We start from the raw sequence: 20,995 nt of genomic DNA on the forward strand, positions 1-20,995 counted from the left end.
GTGTCGGATCAGGCCGTTGCGCGGCCCAGGAACTCCTTGACCTCGTAGCCCGGCATGAAATTGCCGAGGCGCTTGATTTCCCATTGCAGCATGATGCCGGAATGCTCCAGCACGCGGCTGCGCACGGTCTCGCCGAGATATTCCAGCTCGTAGCCGGTGGCCTGGCCCGTGTTGATCATGAAATTGCAGTGCATCGGCGACATCTGTGCGCCGCCGATCATCATGCCGCGGCAGCCCGCCTCGTCGATCAGCTTCCAGGCCGAATGCCCCTCGGGGTTCTTGAAGGTCGAGCCGCCGGTCTTCTCGCGGATCGGCTGCACGGTCTCGCGGTGCTGGCGCACCGCATCCATCCTGCCGCGGATATCGGTCTTGTCGCCCGCCGCGCCCTGGAAGACGGCGTGGGTGAAGATCAGGTCGGACGGCGCGGCGGAATGGCGATAGGTATAGCCCATGTCCGCATTGGACAGCACATGCGGATTGCCCTTGCGGTCGATCGCGTGCACCTCCACGACAAGATCCTTGGTCTCCCCGCCATTGGCGCCGGCATTCATGCGCAGCGCACCGCCGATCGAGCCGGGAATGCCGTAATAGAATTCGAAGCCGGCAATGCCGTGGTCGAGCGCCATGGCGGCGATGTTCTTGTCCGGGCAGATCGCGCCGGCCTTGATCCGGTTCTCGCCCGCGAGCTCGACATCGCCGAAGCCCTTGGCCGAGAGACGGATGACGACGCCCGGAATGCCGCCGTCGCGCACAAGGAGATTCGAGCCGACGCCGGTCACGGTGACCGGCACCTCCTCCGGCACGAGCTTGAGGAAGATGGCGAGGTCCTCGCTGTCGTGCGGATGGAACATCAGCTCGGCAAGGCCGCCGGCGCGGAACCAGGTGACGCGGTCCATCGGTGCATCGGGCGTCAGACGGCCGCGGACCTCCTTGATCCCCTCGCCCAACGACGCCAGAAGTTTCGCACCATCCACCTGCTTCATGCCACCTGCCCCGAAATGCCTGCCAATTCCTTCGGCAGCGCCTGCGCCCAATACGTGATGCTGCCAGCCCCCAAGAGAACCACAAAGTCACCGGGCTTTGCAATGCCGGCGACGACGGGCGCCAAAGCTTCCGGCGACGGCAGGAAGCGCGCATCCCGGTGGCCGGCGGATTTGATGCGGGAAACCATCTCCTCCGCGGTGACGCCGTCGATCGGGTCCTCGCCCGCCGCATAGATCGGCGCGATCATCACCGTGTCGGCCTCGTTGAAGCAGCCGGCGAACTCCTCGAACAGGCTCGCGACGCGGCTGTAGCGGTGCGGCTGGTGAATGGCGATGACGCGGCCCGCGCAGGCCTCGCGCGCCGCGCGCAGCACGGCCTTGATCTCGACCGGGTGGTGGCCGTAGTCGTCGTAGACGTTCACGCCGTTCCAGCTGCCGGTCAGCGTGAAGCGGCGCTTGACGCCGCCGAAGCCGGCAAGCCCCCGGGCGATCGCCTCCGGCGACATGCCGAGACGCTGGGCAACGGCGATGGCCGCAGTGGCATTGGAAACGTTGTGGCGGCCCGGCATCGGCAGGCGCAGGTCCTTCAGCGCGATGACCTGGCCGGTGCGGCGGCGGCGGATCTCCACGTCGAAGACGGAGATCGCGCCGTCCATGCGGATATTGGAAAAGCGCACGTCGGCCTGCGGGTTCTCGCCATAGGTGATGACCTTGCGGTCCTCGATGCGGCTGACCATGGCCTGCACCTCCGGATGGTCGAGGCACATGACGCCGAAGCCGTAGAACGGCACGTTCTCGACGAACTGGCGGAAGGCCGCGCGCACGGCGTCGAAATTGCCGTAGTGGTCGAGATGTTCCGGGTCGATGTTGGTGACGACGGCAATGTCGGCGGGCAGCTTCAGGAAGGTGCCGTCCGATTCGTCCGCCTCCACCACCATCCACTCGCCCTCGCCCATGCGCGCGTTCGTGCCGTAGGCGTTGATGATGCCGCCATTGATGACGGTCGGGTCGAGGCCACCGGCCTCCAGAAGCGTCGCGACCATCGAGGTCGTCGTCGTCTTGCCATGCGTGCCGCCGATGGCGATGGCATTGCGGAAGCGCATCAGCTCGGCGAGCATTTCCGCGCGGCGCACGACCGGCAGCAGCTTTTCGCGCGCCGCGACGAGTTCCGGGTTGTTCTTCTTGATGGCGGTGGAGACGACGACCACTTCGGCGTCGCCAAGGTTTTCCGCCTTGTGGCCGACGAAGACATCGATGCCCTTCTCGCGCAGGCGCTGCACATTGGCGCTGTCCGCCTGGTCGGAGCCCTGCACCTTGTGGCCGAGATTGTGCAGCACCTCGGCAATGCCGCTCATGCCGATGCCGCCAATGCCGATGAAATGAACGAGCCCTATGCTCTGCGGCATCTTCATGGCCGTTCTCCCTTGAATTGTGCGCCCTTGAACTGTGCAATGGGCCTGCCGCCCGCAATAGCCTCAACCATCGAGGCGAGCAAGCGCGCGGCATCCGGTTTGCCCGCCTTTCTGGCGTTTGCGGCCATGGCCGTCATGCCCGCCGGGTCATGCATCGCCTTGGAGACGATGCCCGCCAGGCGCTCCGTCGAAAGCTCTCCTTGCGCGATCACCTTCGCCCCGCCGCCCGAAGCCAGCGCCGCGGCATTCGCCGCCTGGTCGTGATCAAGCGCATAGGGATAGGGCACGAGGATGGCGGGACGGCCGATGACCGAGACTTCGGAGACGGTCGAGGCGCCGGAGCGGCTGATGACGAGATGGGCGTTGCCGATGCGCGACGCCATGTCGGTGAAGAAGGGCGAGACATCGGCCGGAATGCCAAGCTCGCCATAGGTGCGCACGACCTCGTCGCGGTCTTCCGGCCGCGCCTGCTGGGTGATTCTGAGCCGCGCCCGGTCGGCGGGTTCCAGCGCCGCGATCGCCGAGGGGATGGCCTTGGAGAAGAACTGCGCGCCCTGGCTGCCGCCGAAGACGACGAGGCGGAATTCGCCCTCCGCCGAGGCCTGGTAGGGAATGGCCGCGGCTTCGAGCACGGCGGGGCGGACCGGATTGCCCGTCGTCACCGTCTTTGCCGCATATTGCCCGCCCGTCTCCGGCAGGAAGCCGCCGGCAATCGCCTTCACGCGGTTCGCCAGCGCCTTGTTGGCGCGGCCCATCACCGCGTTCTGCTCGTGGATCATCGAGGGGATGCCCATGCCCGTCGCGGCGAGAAGCGGCGGAACGGTGGGATAACCGCCAAAGCCGACGACCACCTTCGGCCGCAGGCGCGCCATCAGTTTGCGCGCGACGCGAATGCCCTTCCACAGCGTGAAGAGCGATTTCACGACGCTGACCGGGTTCTTCGAGCCGATCGTCGCGGAGGGAACGACATGGATTTCGTCCGCCGGAAATTTTCCGGCAAAACGCTCGGCGCGGCTGTCGGTGACGAGATGCACCGACCAGCCGCCGGCCTTCAGCTCATGCGCCAGCGCCTCTGCGGGAAAGAGATGGCCGCCGGTGCCCCCGGCGGCGAGGAGAACGATGCCTTTGCTCATGGAGTGCATGCCTTGTGCGTTGCGGAGGCATTACCCCCCTCTGCCCTGCCGGGCATCTCCCCCTCAAGGGGGGAGATTGAATCGTGGCACCGCCTTGCTTCCAGCCGGTCTCCCCCCCTGAGGGGGAGATGCCCGGCAGGGCAGAGGGGGGTGAAACCCACATGCGCCATCGAACCGGTCACTCCGCAGGCGCCACGATGCCGCCGCGGAAGAGGCTGCGCTCGGAGGCGCGCTTTTCCGGGCGGTGGCGGGTCAGCGCCAGAATGAAGCCGGCCGTCACGCAGATCGCGATCATCGACGAGCCGCCGTAGGAGATCAGCGGCAGCGTCATGCCCTTGGCCGGCAGCAGCTCGAGGTTCACGCCGATATTGATCATCGACTGCGTGCCGATCTGCAGCACGAGGCCGGCGACGGCGAAACGCGTGAAATCGTTGCGCTCCTTGAAGGCATGGTTGAGGCCGCGCATCACCACGAAGGCGAAGATCATGACGATGACCATGCAGAAGAGGATGCCGAACTCCTCGGCCGCGACGGAGAAGATGAAGTCGGTATGGCTGTCCGGGATGATGCGCTTGACGGTGCCCTCGCCCGGCCCCTGGCCGAACCAGTCGCCGCGGATGATGGCTTCCCGCGCCGTGTCCATCTGGAACGTGTCGCCCTCACCGGTCAGGAACTTGTCGATACGGCCGGCCACATGCGGCAGGAAGGTGTAGGCCGTCAGGAGGCCGCCGACGGCCGCGCCGCCGAGCACGATGATCCACAGCCACGGCATGCCGGCCATGAAGAACATGCCGCCCCAGACGGCAGCCGTCAGGATGGTCTGGCCAAGGTCTGGCTGGGCGACGAGCAGCGCCGCGACGATGCCGAAGAGGATGATGGCGAAGAGGTTGCCGGGGATTTCCGGCTGGCGGGCATGTTCGGCAAAGAGCCAGGCGCAGATGACGACGAAGGCCGGCTTCATGAATTCGGACGGCTGGATGGAGAAGCTGCCGATCGAGATCCAGCGCCGCGAGCCCTTGACCTCGACGCCGAAGAACAGCGCCAGCACCATGGCCGCAAGCGAGACCACGAGAAGGATCATCGCCGCGCGCCGCACCTGGCGGGGCGACATGAAGGAAATGCCGAACATCACCGCGATGGCCGGGATCAGGAACACGGCGTGGCGCTTGACGAAGTGGAAGCTGTCGAGCCCGAGGCGCTCGGCAACCGGCGGGCTGGCCGCGAAGGACAGCATGAAGCCAAGGCCCATCAACAGGATGAAGGCCGCCAGGAAGAACCGGTCTATCGTCCAGAACCAGTCCGCCAATGCACCACGTTCGGCACGACTAACCATGTCTCGTTCCTCTCACTGAGCGGTTCGGGTTCTGCTGCGTCCACTCCCTCTCCTCCGTCATCCTCGGGCTTGACCCGAGGATCCATTTGCACCGTGCGTGCCGCGTGGATCCTCGGGTCAAGCCCGAGGATGACGGAGGAGAGAGGAGCAAGGTCGCAAATCCCGACACCATCCTAAACCTCGACCAGCATGGACACGCCCGGCAGCGCCGAAACGTGTTTCACGAAGGCATCACCCCTGACTTCAAAGTTCTTGTACTGGTCGAAGCTTGCGCAAGCCGGGGAGAGCAGAACGGCAACCGGGCCGTTTCCTTCCCGCTCGGCATCCGCCGCCGCGTCCTGGACCGCCCGTTCCAGCGTGCCCGACATGTCGAAGGGCACGGCCTCGCCGAGCGTCGCCGCGAAGGCGGGCGCCGCCTCGCCGATGAGATAGGCCTTGGCGATCTTCGGAAAGAAAGCACCGAGCGAGGAAATCCCGCCCTCCTTCGGCACGCCGCCGGCGATCCAGTAGATGCGCTCGAAGCTCGACAACGCCGGCGCGGCCGCATCGGCATTCGTCGCCTTCGAATCGTTGACGAACAGCGTCTCGCCCTTGCGCCCGACCGGCTGCATACGGTGCCTGAGGCCCGGGAAGGAGGCAAGGCCGGCGCGGATCTCGTCCTCACTGAGGCCGACCGCAAGGCATGCCGCGACGGCCGCGGCGGCATTCTGCGCATTGTGGGCGCCGCGCAGGGTCTCGATCGGGGAAAGGTCCGCGATCACGCGGGTCGCTCCGCCCTGCGCCAGGACGAGGCGCGGGCCATCGGCATAGATGCCGTCGGCCAGCACGTTGCGCTTGGAGATGCGCACGACCTTCGTGCCGGCCCGCTCGACGCGGTCGGCGATGCGCTCGCAGAAACTGTCGTCGACGCCGACGATCGCCGTGCGGCTGCCGGCGACGAGGCGTTCCTTGACGTCGGCATAGTGCTCCATCGAGCCGTGGCGGTCGAGATGGTCGGGCGTCAGGTTGAGAAGGATGCCGGCGGACGGGTTCAGCGTCGGCGCCAGGTCTATCTGGTAGGAGGAGCACTCCACCACATAGAAGCGGCCGGCCTTCGGCGGATCGAGCGTCAGCACCGCCGTGCCGATATTGCCGCCGAGCTGGGTATCGCGCCCGCTCGCCTTGAGGACATGGGCGATCAGCGCCGTCGTGGTCGACTTGCCGTTCGTGCCGGTAATGGCGACGAAGGGGCAATCGGGCGCATGCGCCCGGCGCTCGCGCGCGAAGAGCTCGACATCGCCGATGATCTCGACGCCGGCGGCGCGGGCAAGGTCCGCGCTCCAATGGGCTTTGGGATGGGTGAGCGGCACGCCGGGCGAAAGCACCAGCGCGGCCACGGCCTTCCAGTCGAGCCTGCGCAGGTCGCCCGTCCGGATGCCGGCGGACGACGCGTTCTCGACGCTCGACGCGCTGTCGTCCCAGGCGATGACCTCGGCGCCGCCCGCGGCAAGCGCCAGTGCCGTCGCAAGACCGGAGCCGCCGAGCCCGAAGAGCGCGACCGTCTTTCCCTTGAAGGTGGTGACGGGGATCATGACCGGCTCACCGCAGCTTGAGCGTGGAGAGGCCGACCAGCGCCAGCACCACGGCGATGATCCAGAAGCGCACGACGACCTGGCTTTCCGTCCAGCCCTTCTTTTCGAAATGGTGATGGATCGGCGCCATCAGGAAGACGCGCCGGCCCGTGAGCTTGAAGGAGGCGACCTGGATGATGACCGACAGCGTCTCCATGACGAAGAGGCCGCCGATGATCGCCATGACGATCTCGTGCTTGGTGGCGACGGCGACCGTGCCGATGAGGCCCCCGAGGGCCAGCGAACCGGTGTCGCCCATGAAGATGGCGGCCGGCGGGGCGTTGAACCACAGGAAGCCGAGGCCGGCGCCGATGACCGCGCCGAGCACGACGGCAAGCTCGCCCGTGCCGGGCACGAAATGGATCTGCAGGTAGTTCGCGAAGACGGCGTTGCCGGCGAGATAGGCGATGACGCCGAACGAGGCGGCCGAGATCATGACGGGAACCGTGGCAAGGCCGTCGAGCCCGTCCGTCAGGTTCACCGCATTGCCGGCGGCAACGATGACGAAGCCGCCGAACAGCACGAAGAAGATGCCGAGATTGATCAGGAAATCCTTGGCGAAGGGAAAGGCGATGGAGGAGCCGAAGGTCGAGCCGGCCGCCCCCGTCGCAAGCGAGGCGCGCATCATGAAGTAGGTCGCCACGCCCGCGATGATGAATTCGAGGCCGAGGCGCGCCTTGCCGGAAAAGCCCTTCTCCGTCTGCTTGGTGACCTTGAGATAGTCGTCGTAGAAGCCGATCGCGCCGAAACCGAGCGTCACGAGCAGGGTCGCGACCACATAGACGTTGGAAAGATCGGCCCAGAGCAGCGCGCTGCCGACGATGCCGGCAAGGATCATCAGGCCGCCCATGGTGGGCGTGCCGGCCTTCTTGAAATGCGTCTGCGGTCCGTCGGCACGGATCGGCTGGCCCTTGCCCTGGCGGATGCGCAGCGAGGAGATGATCATCGGTCCGAAGAGGAAGACGATGGTGGCCGAAGTGAACAGCGCAGCGCCCGTCCTAAAGGTAATGTAGCGGAACAGGTTGAACACCTGGACGGTGTCAGCCAGCTCGACGAGCCAAAGCAGCATTGTCACCCTTTCCCCAAAAGGTTCCCCGCATCATCCGCGGCGTGACCGACCGCGGACGGAGATGTCGATTCCATAAAAAAGAAGGCCCGGCGGGCATCTGCCCGGCCGAACCTCCCTCAAAGCTCGCGTTCCCTCTCCGGGAACGTCGGATATTTGTCAAGCAGGGCCGCCACGATACGGCTGAATCCCGTGCCCTTCGACGATTTCACGACCAGGACGTCGCCCGGCTGCACCGCATCGAGCGCATGGGCGGCAAGCGCGTCCGCCGTGTCGCGGTATTCCGTCGCCACGCCCTCCGGCAGCACATCCCGCAGCGCCGCCATGTCCGGTCCGCCGAGCCAGACGTCGCCGATGCCCGCCTCCAGAAGCGGTTCGGCAAGGCCGGCATGGACGAGAGGCGAATGCTCGCCCATTTCCAGCATGTCGCCGAGCACGGCGATGCGCCGGCCCCGGCCATGCGGCTCGGCATCGCGCAACAGCGCGATCACCGCGCGCATCGAGGCCGGGTTGGCATTGTAGCTCTCGTCGATCAGCGTGAACCAGCCGCCACCCTTGGCGAGCCGGTAGCGCCGTCCCCGCCCCTTCTCCGCCTGCATGGTGGCAAGCCCCGCCATCGCCTTTTCGATATCGCCGCCGGCAAGATGCACCGCGCCGAGCACGGCGACGGCGTTTTCGGCAATGTGCCGCCCGGGCGCGCCCATCGGCACTTCCAGCGTCTGCCCGCCGACCGCGGCGCGCAAAAGCCCGCCCTCGGCGCTCGGGATGAAATCGAGCAGGCGGAACTCCGCCTTGGCATCGGCGCCGAAGCTGTGGATATGCGAGACGCCGGCCGTCTCAGCCGCCTTTTCGAGGAAGGCGAACTGCTCGTTGTCGCGGTTGAGAAGGGCGTGCCCCCCCGGCACGACACCCTCGAAAATCTCCGCCTTGGCGGCGGCGATCTCCTCGAGATCGCGGAAATTGCCGAGATGGGCCGGCGCGATCGTCGTGACCATCGCCACATGCGGGCGCACCATGGCGACCAGCGGGCGAATCTCGCCGGGATGGTTCATGCCGATCTCGAAGACGCCGTAATCGGTGGTCTCCGGCATGCGGGCGAGCGTCAGCGGCACGCCCCAATGGTTGTTGAAGGAGGCGACGGAGGCGTGCACGCTGCCGGAGGGGCCGAGCGCCTGGCGCAGCATCTCCTTGGTCGTCGTCTTGCCGACGGAGCCGGTGACGGCGATGATGCGGGCCGCGGTGCGGTCGCGCGCCGCGCAGCCGAGGTCGACGAGCGCCTGGAGCACGTCCGGCACCACGATCATCGGCGTGACGAGCCGGCCGAGCGCCGGCAGCTTGCCTTCGCTGACGACGAGCAGCGCCGCGCCGTTCGCGACCGCGAAGCTTGCGAAATCATGGCCGTCGACGCGGTCGCCCTTGATGGCGAAGAAGGCTTCGCCCGGCGCGATGTTGCGGCTGTCGATGGAAATGCCGGTGACGCCCTGCGGCAGGTTGCCGATGGGGCGGCCATTCAGGGCGGCGACAAGATCAGGCGTGGTCCAGAGCCATTTCAACGGTCGAGTTCCTCCAGGGCCTTGCGCAATTCCGCGTGGTCGGAGAACGGCAGCGTGACGGTGCCGACGGTCTGCCCCTCCTCATGCCCCTTGCCGGCGACGATCAGCGTGTCGCCGGATTGCAGCATGCGGACGGCGCTGCGGATCGCCTCGGCGCGATCGCCGATCTCGGTCGCGCCCCTGGCCGCCGCCATGATTTCGGAGCGGATGACTTCGGGCACCTCGGAGCGCGGATTGTCGTCGGTGACGACCACCACGTCGGCAAGGCGCGTTGCGATCTCGCCCATGATCGGCCGCTTGCCCTTGTCGCGGTCTCCGCCGCAGCCGAAGACGACGATGACGCGGCCCGTCGTGAAGGGGCGCACGGAGGTCAGCACGTTTTCCAGCGCATCCGGCTTGTGGGCATAGTCGACATAGGCGAGCGCGCCGTTCCTGGCGTGGCCCACCAGTTCGAGCCGGCCGGAGGCGCCGATCAGCTTTTCGAGCGCGGCCATGGCGACGGCGGCGGGAACGCCGGTCGACATGGCAAGGCCTGCCGCCACCAGGGCGTTCGCCACCTGGAAATCGCCGGCGAGCGGGATATGCACTTCATAGATGTCGTCGCCGACATGCACTTCGGCGGTCTGCTTGTGGCGGAAATGCTCGACGCGCTTCAGCGTCAGGTATTCGCCCTTGCGGCCGACCGTGCGCACATCGAGCCCGGCCTTCCGCGCCGCCTCGATCGCAACGCCCGACCATTCGTCGTCGGCATAGATGACGGCGGGCGCGCCCTTGGCGAGCAGCGTATCGAACAGCCGCATCTTCGAGGCCATGTAGTGCTCGACCGTCGGGTGGTAATCCATGTGGTCGCGGCCGAGATTGGTGAAGGCGGCGGCGGCAAGCTTCACGCCGTCGAGACGCGCCTGGTCGAGGCCGTGGCTGGACGCTTCCATCGCGGCATGGGTGACGCCGGCATCGGCAAGCTCGGCGAGCAGTTCGTGCAGCGACACCGGATCGGGCGTCGTCAGCGAGCCGTAGTCGTTGCGGCCGGGCGCGACGACGCCGGTCGTGCCGATCATCGCGGCGGCGTGGCCGGCATGGGCCCAGATCTGGCGGGTGAAGGAGGCGACGGAGGTCTTTCCGGCCGTGCCGGTCACGGCGACCATGGTTTCCGGCTGGCGGCCGTAGAAGCGGGCGGCGGCAAGCGCCAGGAACCGGCGCGGCTCGGCAACGGGGATGACCGGGACGGAGGCTTCGGCCGTGCTGCCGGCGGCAACGGCAACCGCGGCGGCGCCGCGCGAGACGGCATCGGCGATGAAGGCGCTGCCATCGGCCCTGGTGCCCGAGAGTGCAACGAACAGATCGCCCGGCTTCACCTTCCGGCTGTCGCTGGTTATGCCGCCGATGTCTATCGCGGCTGCGGCGGAAAGGTCTTCGGTTTCGGGTCCGGCGAGGTCACTGATCTTCATTGTCCGCTCTGCTGCTTTCCAGTGGAAGCCGTTTCCATTCGAATCGGCCTCCCGTCTTCTCCATTCAATAAGACACAAGCAAGGCAGACCCGTCCTCACCAAATTTCGGCTTTACACCGAGAAGGGCGGCCGAGCGGCGGATGATCTCGCCGACCATCGGCGCGGCGTTGAGGCCGGCGGTGCGCCCCCCGCCCTCGCCCGTCTGCGGCGCGTCGATGAAGGTGAGGACCACATATTTCGGGTCGTCGATCGGGAAGGCGGAGAGGAAGGCGTTGAAGTTCTGGGTGTTGGAATAACGGCCGCCGACGACCTTGTTGGCCGTGCCCGTCTTGCCGCCGACATTGAAGCCCGGAACGAGCGCGCGGCGGCCGGAACCGTCGTTCGCGTTGAGCTTGAAGAGGTAGCGCATCTTGTCGCCGGTCTCCGGCTTGACGACGACCTTGGCCACCTCGTTCGCCTCCTCCACCGTGCGCGGCAGGAAGGTCGGGTTGATCAGGAGGCCGCCGTTCATCAGCGCCGCCGCGGCCACCGCCGTCTGCAGCGGCGTCGTCGAGACGCCGTGGCCGAAGGAGATGGTGATCGAGTTGATCTTCTTCCATTCGCGCGGCTGCGTCGGGGTCTTCACCTCCGGCAGCTCGGTTTCGAGCCGGGTCAGAAGGCCGAGCCGCGTCAGGAACTCCTTGTGGCCGGCAATGCCGACGACGTCGGCCATCTTGGCCGTGCCGATGTTGGAGGAGTACTGGAAGATCTCCGGCACGGTCAGCACGCGGTGCTTGCCGTGGAAGTCCTTGATGGTGAAGCCGCCGATGCGGATCGGCGCGCGGGCGTCGAAGCTGTCGGTGATCTTCACCTTGCCCGAATCGAGCGCCATCGCCGTCGTGAAGCTCTTGAAGGTGGAGCCCATCTCGAACGTGCCGTTCGACATGCGGTTCATCCAGCCTTCCTTGGCGCCTTCGGCCGGGTTGTTGGGATCGTAGTCCGGCACCGAGGCCATGGCGAGGATCTCGCCCGTATGCACATCCATCACGACGGCGCCGGCGGCGATCGCCTTGTATTTCTCCATGCCCGTCGCCACGACGTCGCGCACGATGGCCTGGACGCGCAGGTCGATGGACAGGCGCACCGGCTCCAGCTTGGCATCGCTCGTCATGCCGATCGCGGCGAGGTCGGCGAGCCCCTGGTTGTCGATATAGCGTTCCATGCCGGCAATGCCGCGGTTGTCGATGTTGACATGGCCGACGATGTGCGAGGCGGTGACGCCACCCGGATAGAAGCGGCGCTTTTCCGGCCGGAAGCCGACACCGGGAATGCCGAGCGCCAGGATGCGGCTCTGCTGCTTGGGCGTCAGCTGGCGCTTCAGCCACTGGAAGCGGGATTTCGAGGTGAGCTTGCGGTAGATGCCGCGCCGGTCGAGGTCGGGCATGACGGTGGCGAGCATTTCCACCGCCTCGTCCGCATCGACGATCTTGTGCGGCTCGGCATAGAGCGAGACGGTGCGGATGTCGGTGGCGAGGATCTCGCCATTGCGGTCGACGATGTCGGGGCGCGAGGCCATCAGGTGGTCGGCGGGGCCGATCGAGGACACGGTTTCGGGCGAGGCCATGCCATATTGCACGAGGCGGCCGCCGATGACCGCATAGACCATGCCGAAGCAGCAGATGATGACGGCGACGCGGCTGCGGGCCTGCGAGCCGGAGCGCTTGCGCGTTCCCTCGAAGGCATGGCCGCCATTGCCGGCCGCGCGGTTGTTGTTGCCGCCGGCGCTGAAATGCGCCTTGCTCTTGAGGTCCATGATGCGGGAGAGAAACGACATCAGTTTGCCACCGATCCGGTTTGGATTGCGTCCGTGCCTTTGGCTTTCTTCTTGTTCTTCTGGGCGACCTTCTCGTCCTTCTCCGGCGCCAGCGCCGGCAGTTCGGCCGTCGGCATGGGCAATTCGTTCGGCTGGGCGAGCTGGGTCGATTCGGTCGGCACGAGCTTCAGGTCGGCCTCGAAGGTCTTCACCAGGCGGTTCAGGCGGTTCGGCTGGGTCAGGAGAGCCCAGTCGGCCTTGAGGAGGTCGATCGTGTCCTCCTCCAGCTTGATCTCGGCGTCGAGCTTGCGCACCTCTTCCAGCTTGTTCTCGGCCTGGTGCTTGATCGAATAGGTGACGGTGGCGGCTGCCGTCATGACGGCGATCATCACGACATCAAGGGTACGGAACATCACTCAGCTTCCCATCTTCGCAAGGTCGGCAAGGTTCGGCAGGTTGAAAATGGACAGATCATCCGTCCCGGCGGGGGCGCTCGTGCGCTCGCCTGCCCGCAGCTTCGCGGATCGGGCGCGCGGATTGACCGCACTCTCCTCGTCGCCAGCCGCCACCATAGGGCGCCCGACTGGTGCGAAGGTTGCGGCCTTGTCGTGGACTTGCGGCAGATGCCTGGAGCCCGCCGCCTTGCCGGCGCGATCCTGGAAGAATTTCTTGACGATCCGGTCCTCCAGCGAATGGAAGGAGACGACGACCAGCCGCCCGCCCGGCTTCAACACACGCTCGGCGGCGAAGAGGGCTTCGGCAAGTTCGCCGAGCTCGTCGTTGACGAAGACGCGCAGCGCCTGGAAGACGCGCGTCGCCGGGTGGATCTTGTCCTTGGCCTTGCGCGGCGTCGTCAGCTCGATGAGGTTGGCGAGCTGGCGCGTCGTGGTGAAGGGTTCCTTCTCGCGCGCCTTCTCGATGGCGCGGGCGATGCGCCCGGCCTGCTTCTCCTCGCCGAGGAAGCCGAAGATGCGGATGAGATCGGAGACCTTTGCACGGTTCACCACATCGGCGGCCGAGACGCCGGTGGCCGACATGCGCATGTCGAGCGGCCCGTTCTTCTGGAACGAGAAGCCGCGCTCCGCCTCGTCGATCTGCATGGAGGAGACGCCGATATCGAGCACGACGCCGTCGAGCCCGCCCGCGGGCGCGTGCTCGGCAAGCTCGGAAAAGCGCGAATGGATGAGGGTCAGCCGGCCGCCGGATGCTTCGACCAGCGCCTTGCCGCCGGCAATGGCGTTGGGATCGCGGTCGAGCGCGATGACGTCCGCCCCCTCGGCAAGGATGGCGGACGTATAGCCGCCCGCGCCGAACGTGCCGTCGAGGATGACCTGGCCGGGTTTGGGCGAAAGCGCCGCGAGGACCTCGGAGAGAAGAACCGGAATGTGACGGACCGGTCCGCCATCGGCATCAGAAAAACCTCCGCCAAGATCCGCCGCCATTCCGATTCTCCGTCTTACCCCAAGCCCAGACCTCGCGTCCTGAACTCTTCCCGGGCAGCCGCCTGCGTGGCTAGGAATGTCTGCGGTGCCCAGAGCTGAAAATGATCCGCCCGACCGACAAAGGTCACCTCCGCGGTGATGCCCGTATAGTCGCGGATAAAATCCGTGACCGGCAGGCGCCCTTCCGAATCGAGCTTCATGAAGACCCCGCCCCCGTGAACCAGGAGCGACATCCGGTTGGCTTGCGGCGAAAGAACGTCCTCGCTGGCGATCTGGCGCTCGAAACGATCGAGCAGATCCAGCCCGCCGACGCTGATCGCCGGAAACAAGAAATCCTGGAAGCAGTACAGCTCCCGGATGTCGCGCTGCGACAGGACGGAGCGAAAGGCCGACGGAACGGAGACCCGCCCCTTGGCATCGATCCTGTTTGTCGCATTCGACAGGAACCGGTTCATGACGCGATACAGCCGCTTCCAGAGCCCAGGCGCTGTGCATCCGCCCCGGCCGACCCAACACAACACCGCGCACGCAAGCCAGCCCTGATGCGTCGCCTACGCGACGCACCGTCCCCAGCCGGTTAGCCTCAAAGCTTTGCGATGATCGGACGCTCATGCGTCCTCGTGCAGTGTGAGTTTGGGATACCATGGGACCATATGGGCGTCAATGGGAAGTGACCTCGTTCCCCGTGATGAGACCGTCAAATGTTTATAAGGCGTTAAGTTTAACAAATGGTTAGGAAACCCCTGCCAACGCCTTGTATTTGCGTGGGTCGGAACACCGCGGGCGTGCGTTTCGGCACGCGGCAAGCCATGCGCGAACCCCAAGGAATTCAGCGCATTAACGCGTCATGAAAAATCGTTCTTCAGGGGAGAGATTTTTGCCAGTTGGCCTGTAAGCCGGGTTCTGTATGGCTCCGGCTTGCGCCGGAACGTGGCAGCCATTCATCTGGGACCGGACTTGCGCCCGGCCTCTTGCAACCCACCCGGATGACCGGCCCGGAAACGGGCTGAAGCGCTTGCGCGCTTCGCGTCATCCCTATTCGGTTTTGCTCCCGGTGGGGTTTACCGTGCCGACCATGTCGCCATGGCCGCGGTGGGCTCTTACCCCACCCTTTCACCCTTACCTTCCGGGGAAGGCGGTTTGCTTTCTGTGGCACTTTCCCTGGGGTCGCCCCCGCCGGACGTTATCCGGCACCGTGTTTCCGTGGAGCCCGGACTTTCCTCACCCTGCGGCCTTTCGGCCCTTGCAAGGCGCGGCTGCCCGGCCAACTGGCAGGCGCTGACTAACCGATACGGAAGGGAAAGACCAGTGTCTTAGCGGAAATGAACCGCGAAATCCGTCATGTAGTCCGGTTCGTCCATCTTCCCGCGAATCACCAGGTCCGCGCCGATGCGGCCGATCTCGTCGGAACTCTTCGCCGCCGCCCCGTTGCCGCCGGTCAGGAGCGCGATGCGGTCGCTCCCCACGAAGCCGGCATAGGGATAGCCATGCACCGTATAGGTCGTGACGCAGGGCGCGGAGACGAGGCGGACCGGATCGAGGTCGGGAATGGAGCGTGCAAGCAGGCGCTTCAGATGCACGATCGCCTCCGGGCGCCCCTCGCCGCGGAACCAATCGCGAATCGCCTCTTCCTCCTCGATCTCCACCTCGGTCGGGTCGCCGCCGATCTTCAGGTAGGAATGGCCGTCCGGATAGACGATCGGCGGCAGGAAGTAGAAATGATCGGCCGGGCCGGCGCTCTCGTCGATCCAGGACGGCATGGTGCGATAGGCCTCCGCCTGCTCGGGCGACAGCTGCGCCAGCACGACGGTGCGCGCCTTGATGGCAAGCGCCGGTACCTTCGGCAGGAGCCCCGGTGCGCGAGAGAAACCGCCGGTCGCCACCAGCACGCGCCCGCCGGTGACCGTGCCGCCCGCCTTCAACGCCACCGAGGCGCGGTCGCCGGCATCCGTCACCGACAGGGCATCGTCGGGAATGGAAACGCCGCCGGCCTTTTCCATGCAGGCGACCTGCGCCGCGACGAGCTTGCGCGGGTCGATATAGCCGGCGCCCTCCACCTCGAAGACGCCGGCGGAACTTTCCGGCAGGTCGAACCAGGGGAACCGCGCCCGCAACGTCGCCCGGTCCAGGAGCGGCGCCTCCAGCGCATAGCGCTCCGCGACGGCCTTGACGGCATTGATGAAGTCCCCGCCGGCGGGGCCGCTGATCAGGCAGCCCGTCTCGCCGTAGAAGCCTATGCCGCTCTCCGCCTCGATGGCGCGGTAGCGGGCGATCGACCGCTTGGCGAGCAGCGCCCAGTCCGGGTCCTGGTCGATCGTGCGGGTGATGCGGCCGCTGTCATAGTGGCTGGCGAAGACGCCGTCGTGTTTCTGCCAGTCGGCCGGCTCTCCCCGCCCGACGAGCGCGACGGAAGCGCCCTTTGCCGTGAGGTGGCGCGCCGCCGCCGCCCCCATCATGCCTCTGCCCACGACGACGAAATCGAAATGCCGATCCATGCCCTACCCTCGCTTTTCACCGGTGGCATAGCATGGCCGCGGGCCGATTCCAGCCCGCGAAACGTCGCGCCGGTCAGTCGATGATGCTCTGCACCTTGCCGCAATAGCGCTTGGAGACCGGGTTCATGCGCTTGGCGCCATGGCCGGCATTGTAGCGCAGGATCGTGCCGCAGGTCGTGCCGCCGGAAAGGTCGTGCGCCATGGCGAGGTACTTCATGCCGAACTTGATGTTGGTCTCGGGATCGTAGAGGCCCTTGGCACCGCCACGATAGCCCATCATGCGCGCCGTCGCCGGCTTGATCTGCATGAGGCCGATCTCGCCGGCGCTGCCGCGGGCCCGCGGGTTGAAGTTGCTCTCGACGCGCACCACCGCATGGGCGAGGTCGACGGGCACGCCATAGGCCTTGGCATAGGTCTGGATCAGGCCGGAATAGCCGGCCGTCTTGCGCTCCGCCGACAGCGGGTTCTCCGCCTTGGGATAGCCGGTCGTGCTCTTGTAGGTCTTCAGCCTGCCGACGACCACGCCGTCCTTGTCGATGACGGTCTTGCGCTTGGTGCTGCGCTTGCTGGAAACCTTGCGCGGCTTTTCCTTGCCGGCGGCCTCCTGTTTTTCGGAGGTCTGGAACAGATACTGTTTCTTGGCCGGGCCCCGAGAAGGTTCGGCATGCGCCGTGGCGGCGGAAAGAACGGACACACAAAAGCAGGCCGCACCGAAGGCGGCAAGAAGTCTTCTCATCTAGTCATCGTCTCCAAAAGGCGCAAAGGCAGAGCCCCGGCCCGCGGCATCTCAAGCCGCGCAGCCCGCGCAAACGTCTCGATCCTCATTGATTGCGATCAGGCCCTGACCGCATGCTGCGCTGCAATGAACGCAGGCGGAAAGAACATGCCCAATCGGGTCAGGATGTGGCGAAACGGTAAACTTCTGTTACAGACCGTAATATTCGAATATTCGGATAGGCTGTCAGGCGGCCAGCCGCGGCAGCGCGGAAAGCAGCCGGTGCAGCGTGTCGATGGTCGAAAAATCGGCAATGCCATCGACGCGTTCCGGCCGGAAATGGCGCTGGAAAGCGGCGACGGCGCCTTCTGTTTTTTCCGAGTAAACCCCATCGATTTCAGTGCCATAGCCGTAGAGCGACAGCATGGTCTGAAGGGCTTCGACCGGCTGGCCGGCATCCCCCTTCTGGAAGAACCGCCCGCCGGCGATCGGCGACGGCGCCACCCAGTGCCCGACCCCTCCGGCATGGAGGCGGCCCCAGGGGAATTTTTCACCCGGATCGACCTTGCGGACGGGGGCAACGTCGGAGTGCGCGAGCACCCGTTCGGGAGCGACCCCCCATCTCCTGCCACAATCGAGACACAGTTCGACGACCGCATCGACCTGCGCGTCGGGAAACTCCGGCAGCCCGCCGGGATGCCCGGCATTGGCGATCTCGATGCCGATGGAAGCCGAATTGATATCGGTCTCCCCCTTCCAGAAGCTTTTCCCCGCATGCCAGGCGCGGTCCGCCTCGCGCACGAGCTGCTCGACGCGCCCGTCCTCGTGCACGAAGTAGTGACAGGAGACCTGGCTTTCCGGCGCGCAGAGCCATTTCAGCGCGCCGTCCGCGGTGTCCATGCCGGTATAATGCAGGAGGATGATATCCGGCGTGCGCCCGCCCGCCCGCGCGCCAAAGTTCGGCGACGGCGCGGCGGTCGCACCAGGGTAGTCACATGTGAATGCGCTCATGCAGCGCAGCGTTCCTTCTCGATCGCCTCATAGGCAGCGTTGAGCGCGGCCATGCGGTCGTTCGCAATCTGACGGAACTCGGCCGGCACGCCACGCGCCACCAGCCTATCAGGATGGTGCTCCGAGGCAAGTACCCGGTAACGCTTGCGGATTTCCGCAAAGTCGTCGCTCGGCTTGACACCCAGCACCTTGTAGGGGTCGCGGCCGCTGGCATGGACGTGCCGCGCCGTGATCTGCTCGAAGCGCTCGTCCGCCATGCCGAAGATCTCGGCGACGCGGCCGAGGAAGGCCATTTCCTTCTCGTGGATCAGGCCGTCGGCCTTCGCGATATGGAACAGGCCGTCGACGATGTCCTCGAGGATCGGGCAATTCTTCTCGCAGGAGACGCAGAGCGCCTTCATCTTCTCCGCATAGGCCTCGTAGCCAGCAACATCCTGGCGCGCGAGGTTGTAGAGCCGGGCGACATTGGCCGCCTGGTTGTCGGGATACTTGAAGATATCCTTGAAGGCATCGACCTCGGCGGTCGTCACGATGCCGTCCGCCTTCGCCATCTTGGCGGAAAGCGCGATCATCGCCACCGAGAAGGCGACCTGCTTGCGGGTTTCCGGGTCGCCCTCGAACAGCGTGCGCACGGCCTCGACCACGCCCGACAGCACATTGCTGGCGGCGTCCGAGACCATGCCGACGAGGCGATCCCATACGGCACTGATGAAGCAACTGGGCGAATTCTGGAACATAAGGTGATCTTGATCAGACAATTGCAGGGAAAGCAAGGCAGGAAATGGCTGGATGACAAAATTTTGATGCCCCTCAATAAGTGGAGGCATCAAATTTTCCGGGCGTCCGGTTTTCGCCTGTGGAGCATGAGAGATATCCGTCATGGAGTGCGGATAAGTTTGCCGCGCCGTTCCCCTGCCGGGGATTCTGCGCTAGAGCAACTGCACCATCGAGACGGGCTGACGCCGAGGAGGAATTATGGCCAAGCAGAAAGTCGCAATGCTGACCGCGGGCGGGCTCGCCCCCTGTCTGTCATCCGCCGTCGGAGGCCTCATCGAACGCTACAGCGACATCGCACCCGACATCGAGCTCGTCGCCTATCGCTCGGGCTACCAGGGCCTCCTGCTTGCCGACCGCATCGAGATCACCCGGGAGATGCGCGAGAAGGCGCCCCTCCTCCACCGCTATGGCGGCTCGCCGATCGGCAACAGCCGCGTCAAGCTGACGAACGCTGCCGACTGCGTGAAGCGCGGCCTCGTCAAGGAAGGCGAGAACCCGCTGCGCGTGGCGGCCGAACGGCTCGCCAAGGACGGCATCACCATCCTGCACACGATCGGCGGCGACGACACCAACACGACGGCGGCCGACCTTGCCGCCTATCTCGGCGCCAACGGCTACAACCTCACCGTCGTCGGCCTGCCGAAGACGGTCGACAACGACGTCGTGCCGATCCGCCAGTCGCTGGGCGCCTGGACGGCCGCCGAAGTCGGCGCCGGCTTCTTCGACCATGTCAGCAACGAGCAGAGCGCCGCGCCGAAGACCCTCGTCGTGCACGAGGTGATGGGCCGCCATTGCGGCTGGCTCACCGCCGCCACGGCGCGCGCCTATATCCAGAAGACCGGCGGCAACGACTATGTCGACGGCTTCATGATGAACAAGCAGCTCAAGAACATCGACGGCCTCTACCTGCCGGAGCTGGACTTCAACCTGGAAGCCGAAGCCGAGCGCCTCAAGGGCATCATGGACCGCGCCGGCTTCGTCACGCTGTTCGTCTCGGAAGGCGCCTGCCTCGATGCCATCGTCGCCGAGCGGGAAGCCGCCGGCGAAACCGTCAAGCGCGACGCCTTCGGCCATGTGAAGATCGACACGATCAATGTCGGCAACTGGTTCTCCAAGCAGTTCGCCGCCCTTCTCGGCGCCGAGCGCTCCATGGTGCAGAAGTCGGGCTACTATGCCCGCTCCGCCCCCGCCAACCGCGACGACCTCCGCCTCATCCAGAGCATGACCGACCTTGCCGTCGAAAGCGCGCTCAACAAGGTCTCCGGCGTCACCGGCCACGACGAGGGCCAGGGCGGCAAGCTGCGCACCATCGAGTTCCCGCGCATCAAGGGCGGCAAGCACTTCGACACCTCGGCAAAATGGTTCGGCGAAGTGATGGACACCATCGGCCAGAAGTGGAAGCCGGCGGCATAACGCCTTCCCGCGAAAACGCTGCTTGACGGCGAAAATCCGTAGTGGCTTGCTCCCCGGATCGCACTCGATCCGGGGAGTTTTCATGTCCTTCGAACATTGGCTTGCCTTCGCCGCCGCCTCCGCCGTCATGCTGGCCATTCCCGGCCCGACCATCCTCCTCGTGATCTCCTATGCGCTCGGCCACGGCCGCCGCACGGCGGGTGCCACCGTCGCCGGCGTCGCGCTCGGCGACTTTACCGCCATGACCGCCTCGATGCTCGGCCTCGGCGCGCTGCTCGCAACCTCGGCGACGATCTTCACCGTGCTGAAATGGGTGGGCGCGGCCTATCTCGTCTGGCTCGGCGTCAAGCTGTGGCGCGCGCCCGTGGCGGCCGGTGCCGAGGGCGCGGCCCCGGCGGAGGAAAAACCCCTCCGCATCTTCGCCCATGCCTATGTGGTGACCGCGCTGAACCCCAAGAGCATCGTCTTCTTCGTCGCCTTCCTGCCGCAGTTCCTCGACCTCTCGCGGCCCGTCCTGCCGCAGATGGTGATCTTCGAGGTCACCTTCCTCGTGCTCGCGACGCTGAACGCCTTTTCCTACGCCCTGCTCGCCGCCGCGGCCCGCAAGACCATCCGCAAACCCTTGGTCCAGAAGGCCGTCAACCGCACCGGCGGCACGCTGCTGATCGGCGCCGGACTGCTCACCGCCGGCCTCAAGCGGGCGACCGCCTGACGCATGGCCAAGCCTACGGGTTGCCGCCCCGCGCCCGATCGGCTATGGACGGGACACGGCCACGGCCGATTGATTTGCAAAGACGGGGGCGCTCCGGCGC

General features: G+C 66.0%; 18 protein-coding genes and 1 other RNA gene. 2 read left to right on the forward strand and 17 right to left on the reverse strand.

The annotated features are described in order from the left end of the window. Nucleotides 1–8: 8 nt before the first annotated feature. The 17 genes from murB to AABF56_RS10420 form a co-directional block, all read right to left on the reverse strand. A complete protein-coding gene (gene murB, locus AABF56_RS10340; RefSeq protein ID WP_272805852.1) occupies nt 9–983 on the reverse strand; it encodes a UDP-N-acetylmuramate dehydrogenase in 975 nt (324 codons plus the stop codon). Then, nucleotides 980–2,395: a UDP-N-acetylmuramate--L-alanine ligase gene (gene murC, locus AABF56_RS10345; RefSeq protein ID WP_272805853.1), complete on the reverse strand. Its 1,416-nt coding sequence runs from the start codon at nt 2,393–2,395 to the stop codon at nt 980–982. The genes murB and murC overlap by 4 nt, the downstream gene beginning before the upstream one ends. Then, nucleotides 2,392–3,528 (reverse strand): undecaprenyldiphospho-muramoylpentapeptide beta-N-acetylglucosaminyltransferase, encoded by a 1,137-nt coding sequence (gene murG, locus AABF56_RS10350; RefSeq protein WP_272805854.1) that lies wholly within the window; start codon nt 3,526–3,528, stop codon nt 2,392–2,394. The genes murC and murG overlap by 4 nt, the downstream gene beginning before the upstream one ends. Before the next feature lie 178 nt (nt 3,529–3,706). Beyond that, nucleotides 3,707–4,861 (reverse strand): putative lipid II flippase FtsW, encoded by a 1,155-nt coding sequence (gene ftsW / locus AABF56_RS10355; RefSeq protein WP_244766785.1) that lies wholly within the window; start codon nt 4,859–4,861, stop codon nt 3,707–3,709. A 173-nt stretch (nt 4,862–5,034) separates the two neighbouring features. Next, nucleotides 5,035–6,432 (reverse strand): UDP-N-acetylmuramoyl-L-alanine--D-glutamate ligase, encoded by a 1,398-nt coding sequence (gene murD / locus AABF56_RS10360; RefSeq protein ID WP_272805855.1) that lies wholly within the window; start codon nt 6,430–6,432, stop codon nt 5,035–5,037. A 7-nt stretch (nt 6,433–6,439) separates the two neighbouring features. Next, the gene (gene mraY, locus AABF56_RS10365; RefSeq protein ID WP_244766787.1) at nt 6,440–7,540 is read right to left on the reverse strand and encodes a phospho-N-acetylmuramoyl-pentapeptide-transferase; all 1,101 of its coding nucleotides are present in this window, start codon (nt 7,538–7,540) and stop codon (nt 6,440–6,442) included. 116 nt (nt 7,541–7,656) lie between these two features. Continuing rightward, nucleotides 7,657–9,090, reverse strand: a complete 1,434-nt coding sequence (locus AABF56_RS10370; protein WP_272805856.1) for a UDP-N-acetylmuramoylalanyl-D-glutamyl-2,6-diaminopimelate--D-alanyl-D-alanine ligase — start codon at nt 9,088–9,090, stop codon at nt 7,657–7,659. Beyond that, nucleotides 9,087–10,538: a UDP-N-acetylmuramoyl-L-alanyl-D-glutamate--2,6-diaminopimelate ligase gene (locus tag AABF56_RS10375; RefSeq protein WP_272805857.1), complete on the reverse strand. Its 1,452-nt coding sequence runs from the start codon at nt 10,536–10,538 to the stop codon at nt 9,087–9,089. The genes AABF56_RS10370 and AABF56_RS10375 overlap by 4 nt, the downstream gene beginning before the upstream one ends. A 64-nt stretch (nt 10,539–10,602) precedes the next feature. Beyond that, nucleotides 10,603–12,351: a peptidoglycan D,D-transpeptidase FtsI family protein gene (locus AABF56_RS10380; protein ID WP_272805858.1), complete on the reverse strand. Its 1,749-nt coding sequence runs from the start codon at nt 12,349–12,351 to the stop codon at nt 10,603–10,605. Then, entirely contained in the window at nt 12,351–12,743 is a 393-nt protein-coding gene (ftsL, locus tag AABF56_RS10385; protein WP_244766791.1) for a cell division protein FtsL, read from the reverse strand. The genes AABF56_RS10380 and ftsL overlap by 1 nt, the downstream gene beginning before the upstream one ends. 3 nt (nt 12,744–12,746) lie before the next feature. Next, the gene (gene rsmH / locus AABF56_RS10390) at nt 12,747–13,772 is read right to left on the reverse strand and encodes a 16S rRNA (cytosine(1402)-N(4))-methyltransferase RsmH (RefSeq protein ID WP_272805859.1); all 1,026 of its coding nucleotides are present in this window, start codon (nt 13,770–13,772) and stop codon (nt 12,747–12,749) included. A gap of 14 nt (nt 13,773–13,786) precedes the next feature. Continuing rightward, entirely contained in the window at nt 13,787–14,227 is a 441-nt protein-coding gene (gene mraZ, locus AABF56_RS10395) for a division/cell wall cluster transcriptional repressor MraZ (RefSeq protein ID WP_244766793.1), read from the reverse strand. Nucleotides 14,228–14,648: 421 nt separating this feature from the next. Further along, nucleotides 14,649–15,044: RNase P RNA component class A (gene rnpB, locus AABF56_RS10400), an RNA gene on the reverse strand. 41 nt (nt 15,045–15,085) lie between these two features. Continuing rightward, the gene (locus AABF56_RS10405) at nt 15,086–16,267 is read right to left on the reverse strand and encodes an NAD(P)/FAD-dependent oxidoreductase (RefSeq protein WP_272805860.1); all 1,182 of its coding nucleotides are present in this window, start codon (nt 16,265–16,267) and stop codon (nt 15,086–15,088) included. 73 nt (nt 16,268–16,340) lie between these two features. After that, entirely contained in the window at nt 16,341–17,003 is a 663-nt protein-coding gene (locus AABF56_RS10410) for a lytic transglycosylase domain-containing protein (protein WP_244766795.1), read from the reverse strand. Nucleotides 17,004–17,228: 225 nt separating this feature from the next. Further along, a complete protein-coding gene (locus AABF56_RS10415; RefSeq protein WP_272805861.1) occupies nt 17,229–17,993 on the reverse strand; it encodes an N-acetylmuramoyl-L-alanine amidase in 765 nt (254 codons plus the stop codon). Further along, nucleotides 17,990–18,730 carry a J domain-containing protein gene (locus tag AABF56_RS10420; RefSeq protein ID WP_272805862.1) on the reverse strand — a complete coding sequence of 247 codons (741 nt, stop codon included), beginning with the start codon at nt 18,728–18,730 and terminating at the stop codon, nt 17,990–17,992. The genes AABF56_RS10415 and AABF56_RS10420 overlap by 4 nt, the downstream gene beginning before the upstream one ends. Before the next feature lie 238 nt (nt 18,731–18,968). Here AABF56_RS10420 and AABF56_RS10425 point away from each other — a divergent pair, with 238 nt between their 5' ends. Continuing rightward, nucleotides 18,969–20,183 carry a pyrophosphate--fructose-6-phosphate 1-phosphotransferase gene (locus tag AABF56_RS10425; RefSeq protein ID WP_244766798.1) on the forward strand — a complete coding sequence of 405 codons (1,215 nt, stop codon included), beginning with the start codon at nt 18,969–18,971 and terminating at the stop codon, nt 20,181–20,183. Nucleotides 20,184–20,265: 82 nt separating this feature from the next. Continuing rightward, entirely contained in the window at nt 20,266–20,895 is a 630-nt protein-coding gene (locus tag AABF56_RS10430; protein WP_272805863.1) for a LysE family translocator, read from the forward strand. The last annotated feature ends 100 nt before the right edge of the window (nt 20,896–20,995 follow it).

This window comes from Shinella sp. WSC3-e, from assembly GCF_945994535.1.
GTDB classification, from domain to species: Bacteria; Pseudomonadota; Alphaproteobacteria; order Rhizobiales; family Rhizobiaceae; genus Shinella; species Shinella yambaruensis.

Excerpts from the sequence above, each read along its gene's own strand:
- murB (WP_272805852.1), bottom strand. The coding sequence starts at position 983 with ATGAAGCAGGTGGATGGTGCGAAACTTCTGGCGTCGTTGGGCGAGGGG.
- murC (WP_272805853.1), bottom strand. The coding sequence starts at position 2,395 with ATGAAGATGCCGCAGAGCATAGGGCTCGTTCATTTCATCGGCATTGGC.
- murG (WP_272805854.1), bottom strand. The coding sequence starts at position 3,528 with ATGAGCAAAGGCATCGTTCTCCTCGCCGCCGGGGGCACCGGCGGCCAT.
- ftsW (WP_244766785.1), bottom strand. The coding sequence starts at position 4,861 with ATGGTTAGTCGTGCCGAACGTGGTGCATTGGCGGACTGGTTCTGGACG.
- murD (WP_272805855.1), bottom strand. The coding sequence starts at position 6,432 with ATGATCCCCGTCACCACCTTCAAGGGAAAGACGGTCGCGCTCTTCGGG.
- mraY (WP_244766787.1), bottom strand. The coding sequence starts at position 7,540 with ATGCTGCTTTGGCTCGTCGAGCTGGCTGACACCGTCCAGGTGTTCAAC.
- AABF56_RS10375 (WP_272805857.1), bottom strand. The coding sequence starts at position 10,538 with ATGAAGATCAGTGACCTCGCCGGACCCGAAACCGAAGACCTTTCCGCC.
- AABF56_RS10380 (WP_272805858.1), bottom strand. The coding sequence starts at position 12,351 with ATGTCGTTTCTCTCCCGCATCATGGACCTCAAGAGCAAGGCGCATTTC.
- ftsL (WP_244766791.1), bottom strand. The coding sequence starts at position 12,743 with ATGTTCCGTACCCTTGATGTCGTGATGATCGCCGTCATGACGGCAGCC.
- rsmH (WP_272805859.1), bottom strand. The coding sequence starts at position 13,772 with ATGGCGGCGGATCTTGGCGGAGGTTTTTCTGATGCCGATGGCGGACCG.
- mraZ (WP_244766793.1), bottom strand. The coding sequence starts at position 14,227 with ATGAACCGGTTCCTGTCGAATGCGACAAACAGGATCGATGCCAAGGGG.
- AABF56_RS10405 (WP_272805860.1), bottom strand. The coding sequence starts at position 16,267 with ATGGATCGGCATTTCGATTTCGTCGTCGTGGGCAGAGGCATGATGGGG.
- AABF56_RS10410 (WP_244766795.1), bottom strand. The coding sequence starts at position 17,003 with ATGAGAAGACTTCTTGCCGCCTTCGGTGCGGCCTGCTTTTGTGTGTCC.
- AABF56_RS10415 (WP_272805861.1), bottom strand. The coding sequence starts at position 17,993 with ATGAGCGCATTCACATGTGACTACCCTGGTGCGACCGCCGCGCCGTCG.
- AABF56_RS10420 (WP_272805862.1), bottom strand. The coding sequence starts at position 18,730 with ATGTTCCAGAATTCGCCCAGTTGCTTCATCAGTGCCGTATGGGATCGC.
- AABF56_RS10425 (WP_244766798.1), top strand. The coding sequence starts at position 18,969 with ATGGCCAAGCAGAAAGTCGCAATGCTGACCGCGGGCGGGCTCGCCCCC.
- AABF56_RS10430 (WP_272805863.1), top strand. The coding sequence starts at position 20,266 with ATGTCCTTCGAACATTGGCTTGCCTTCGCCGCCGCCTCCGCCGTCATG.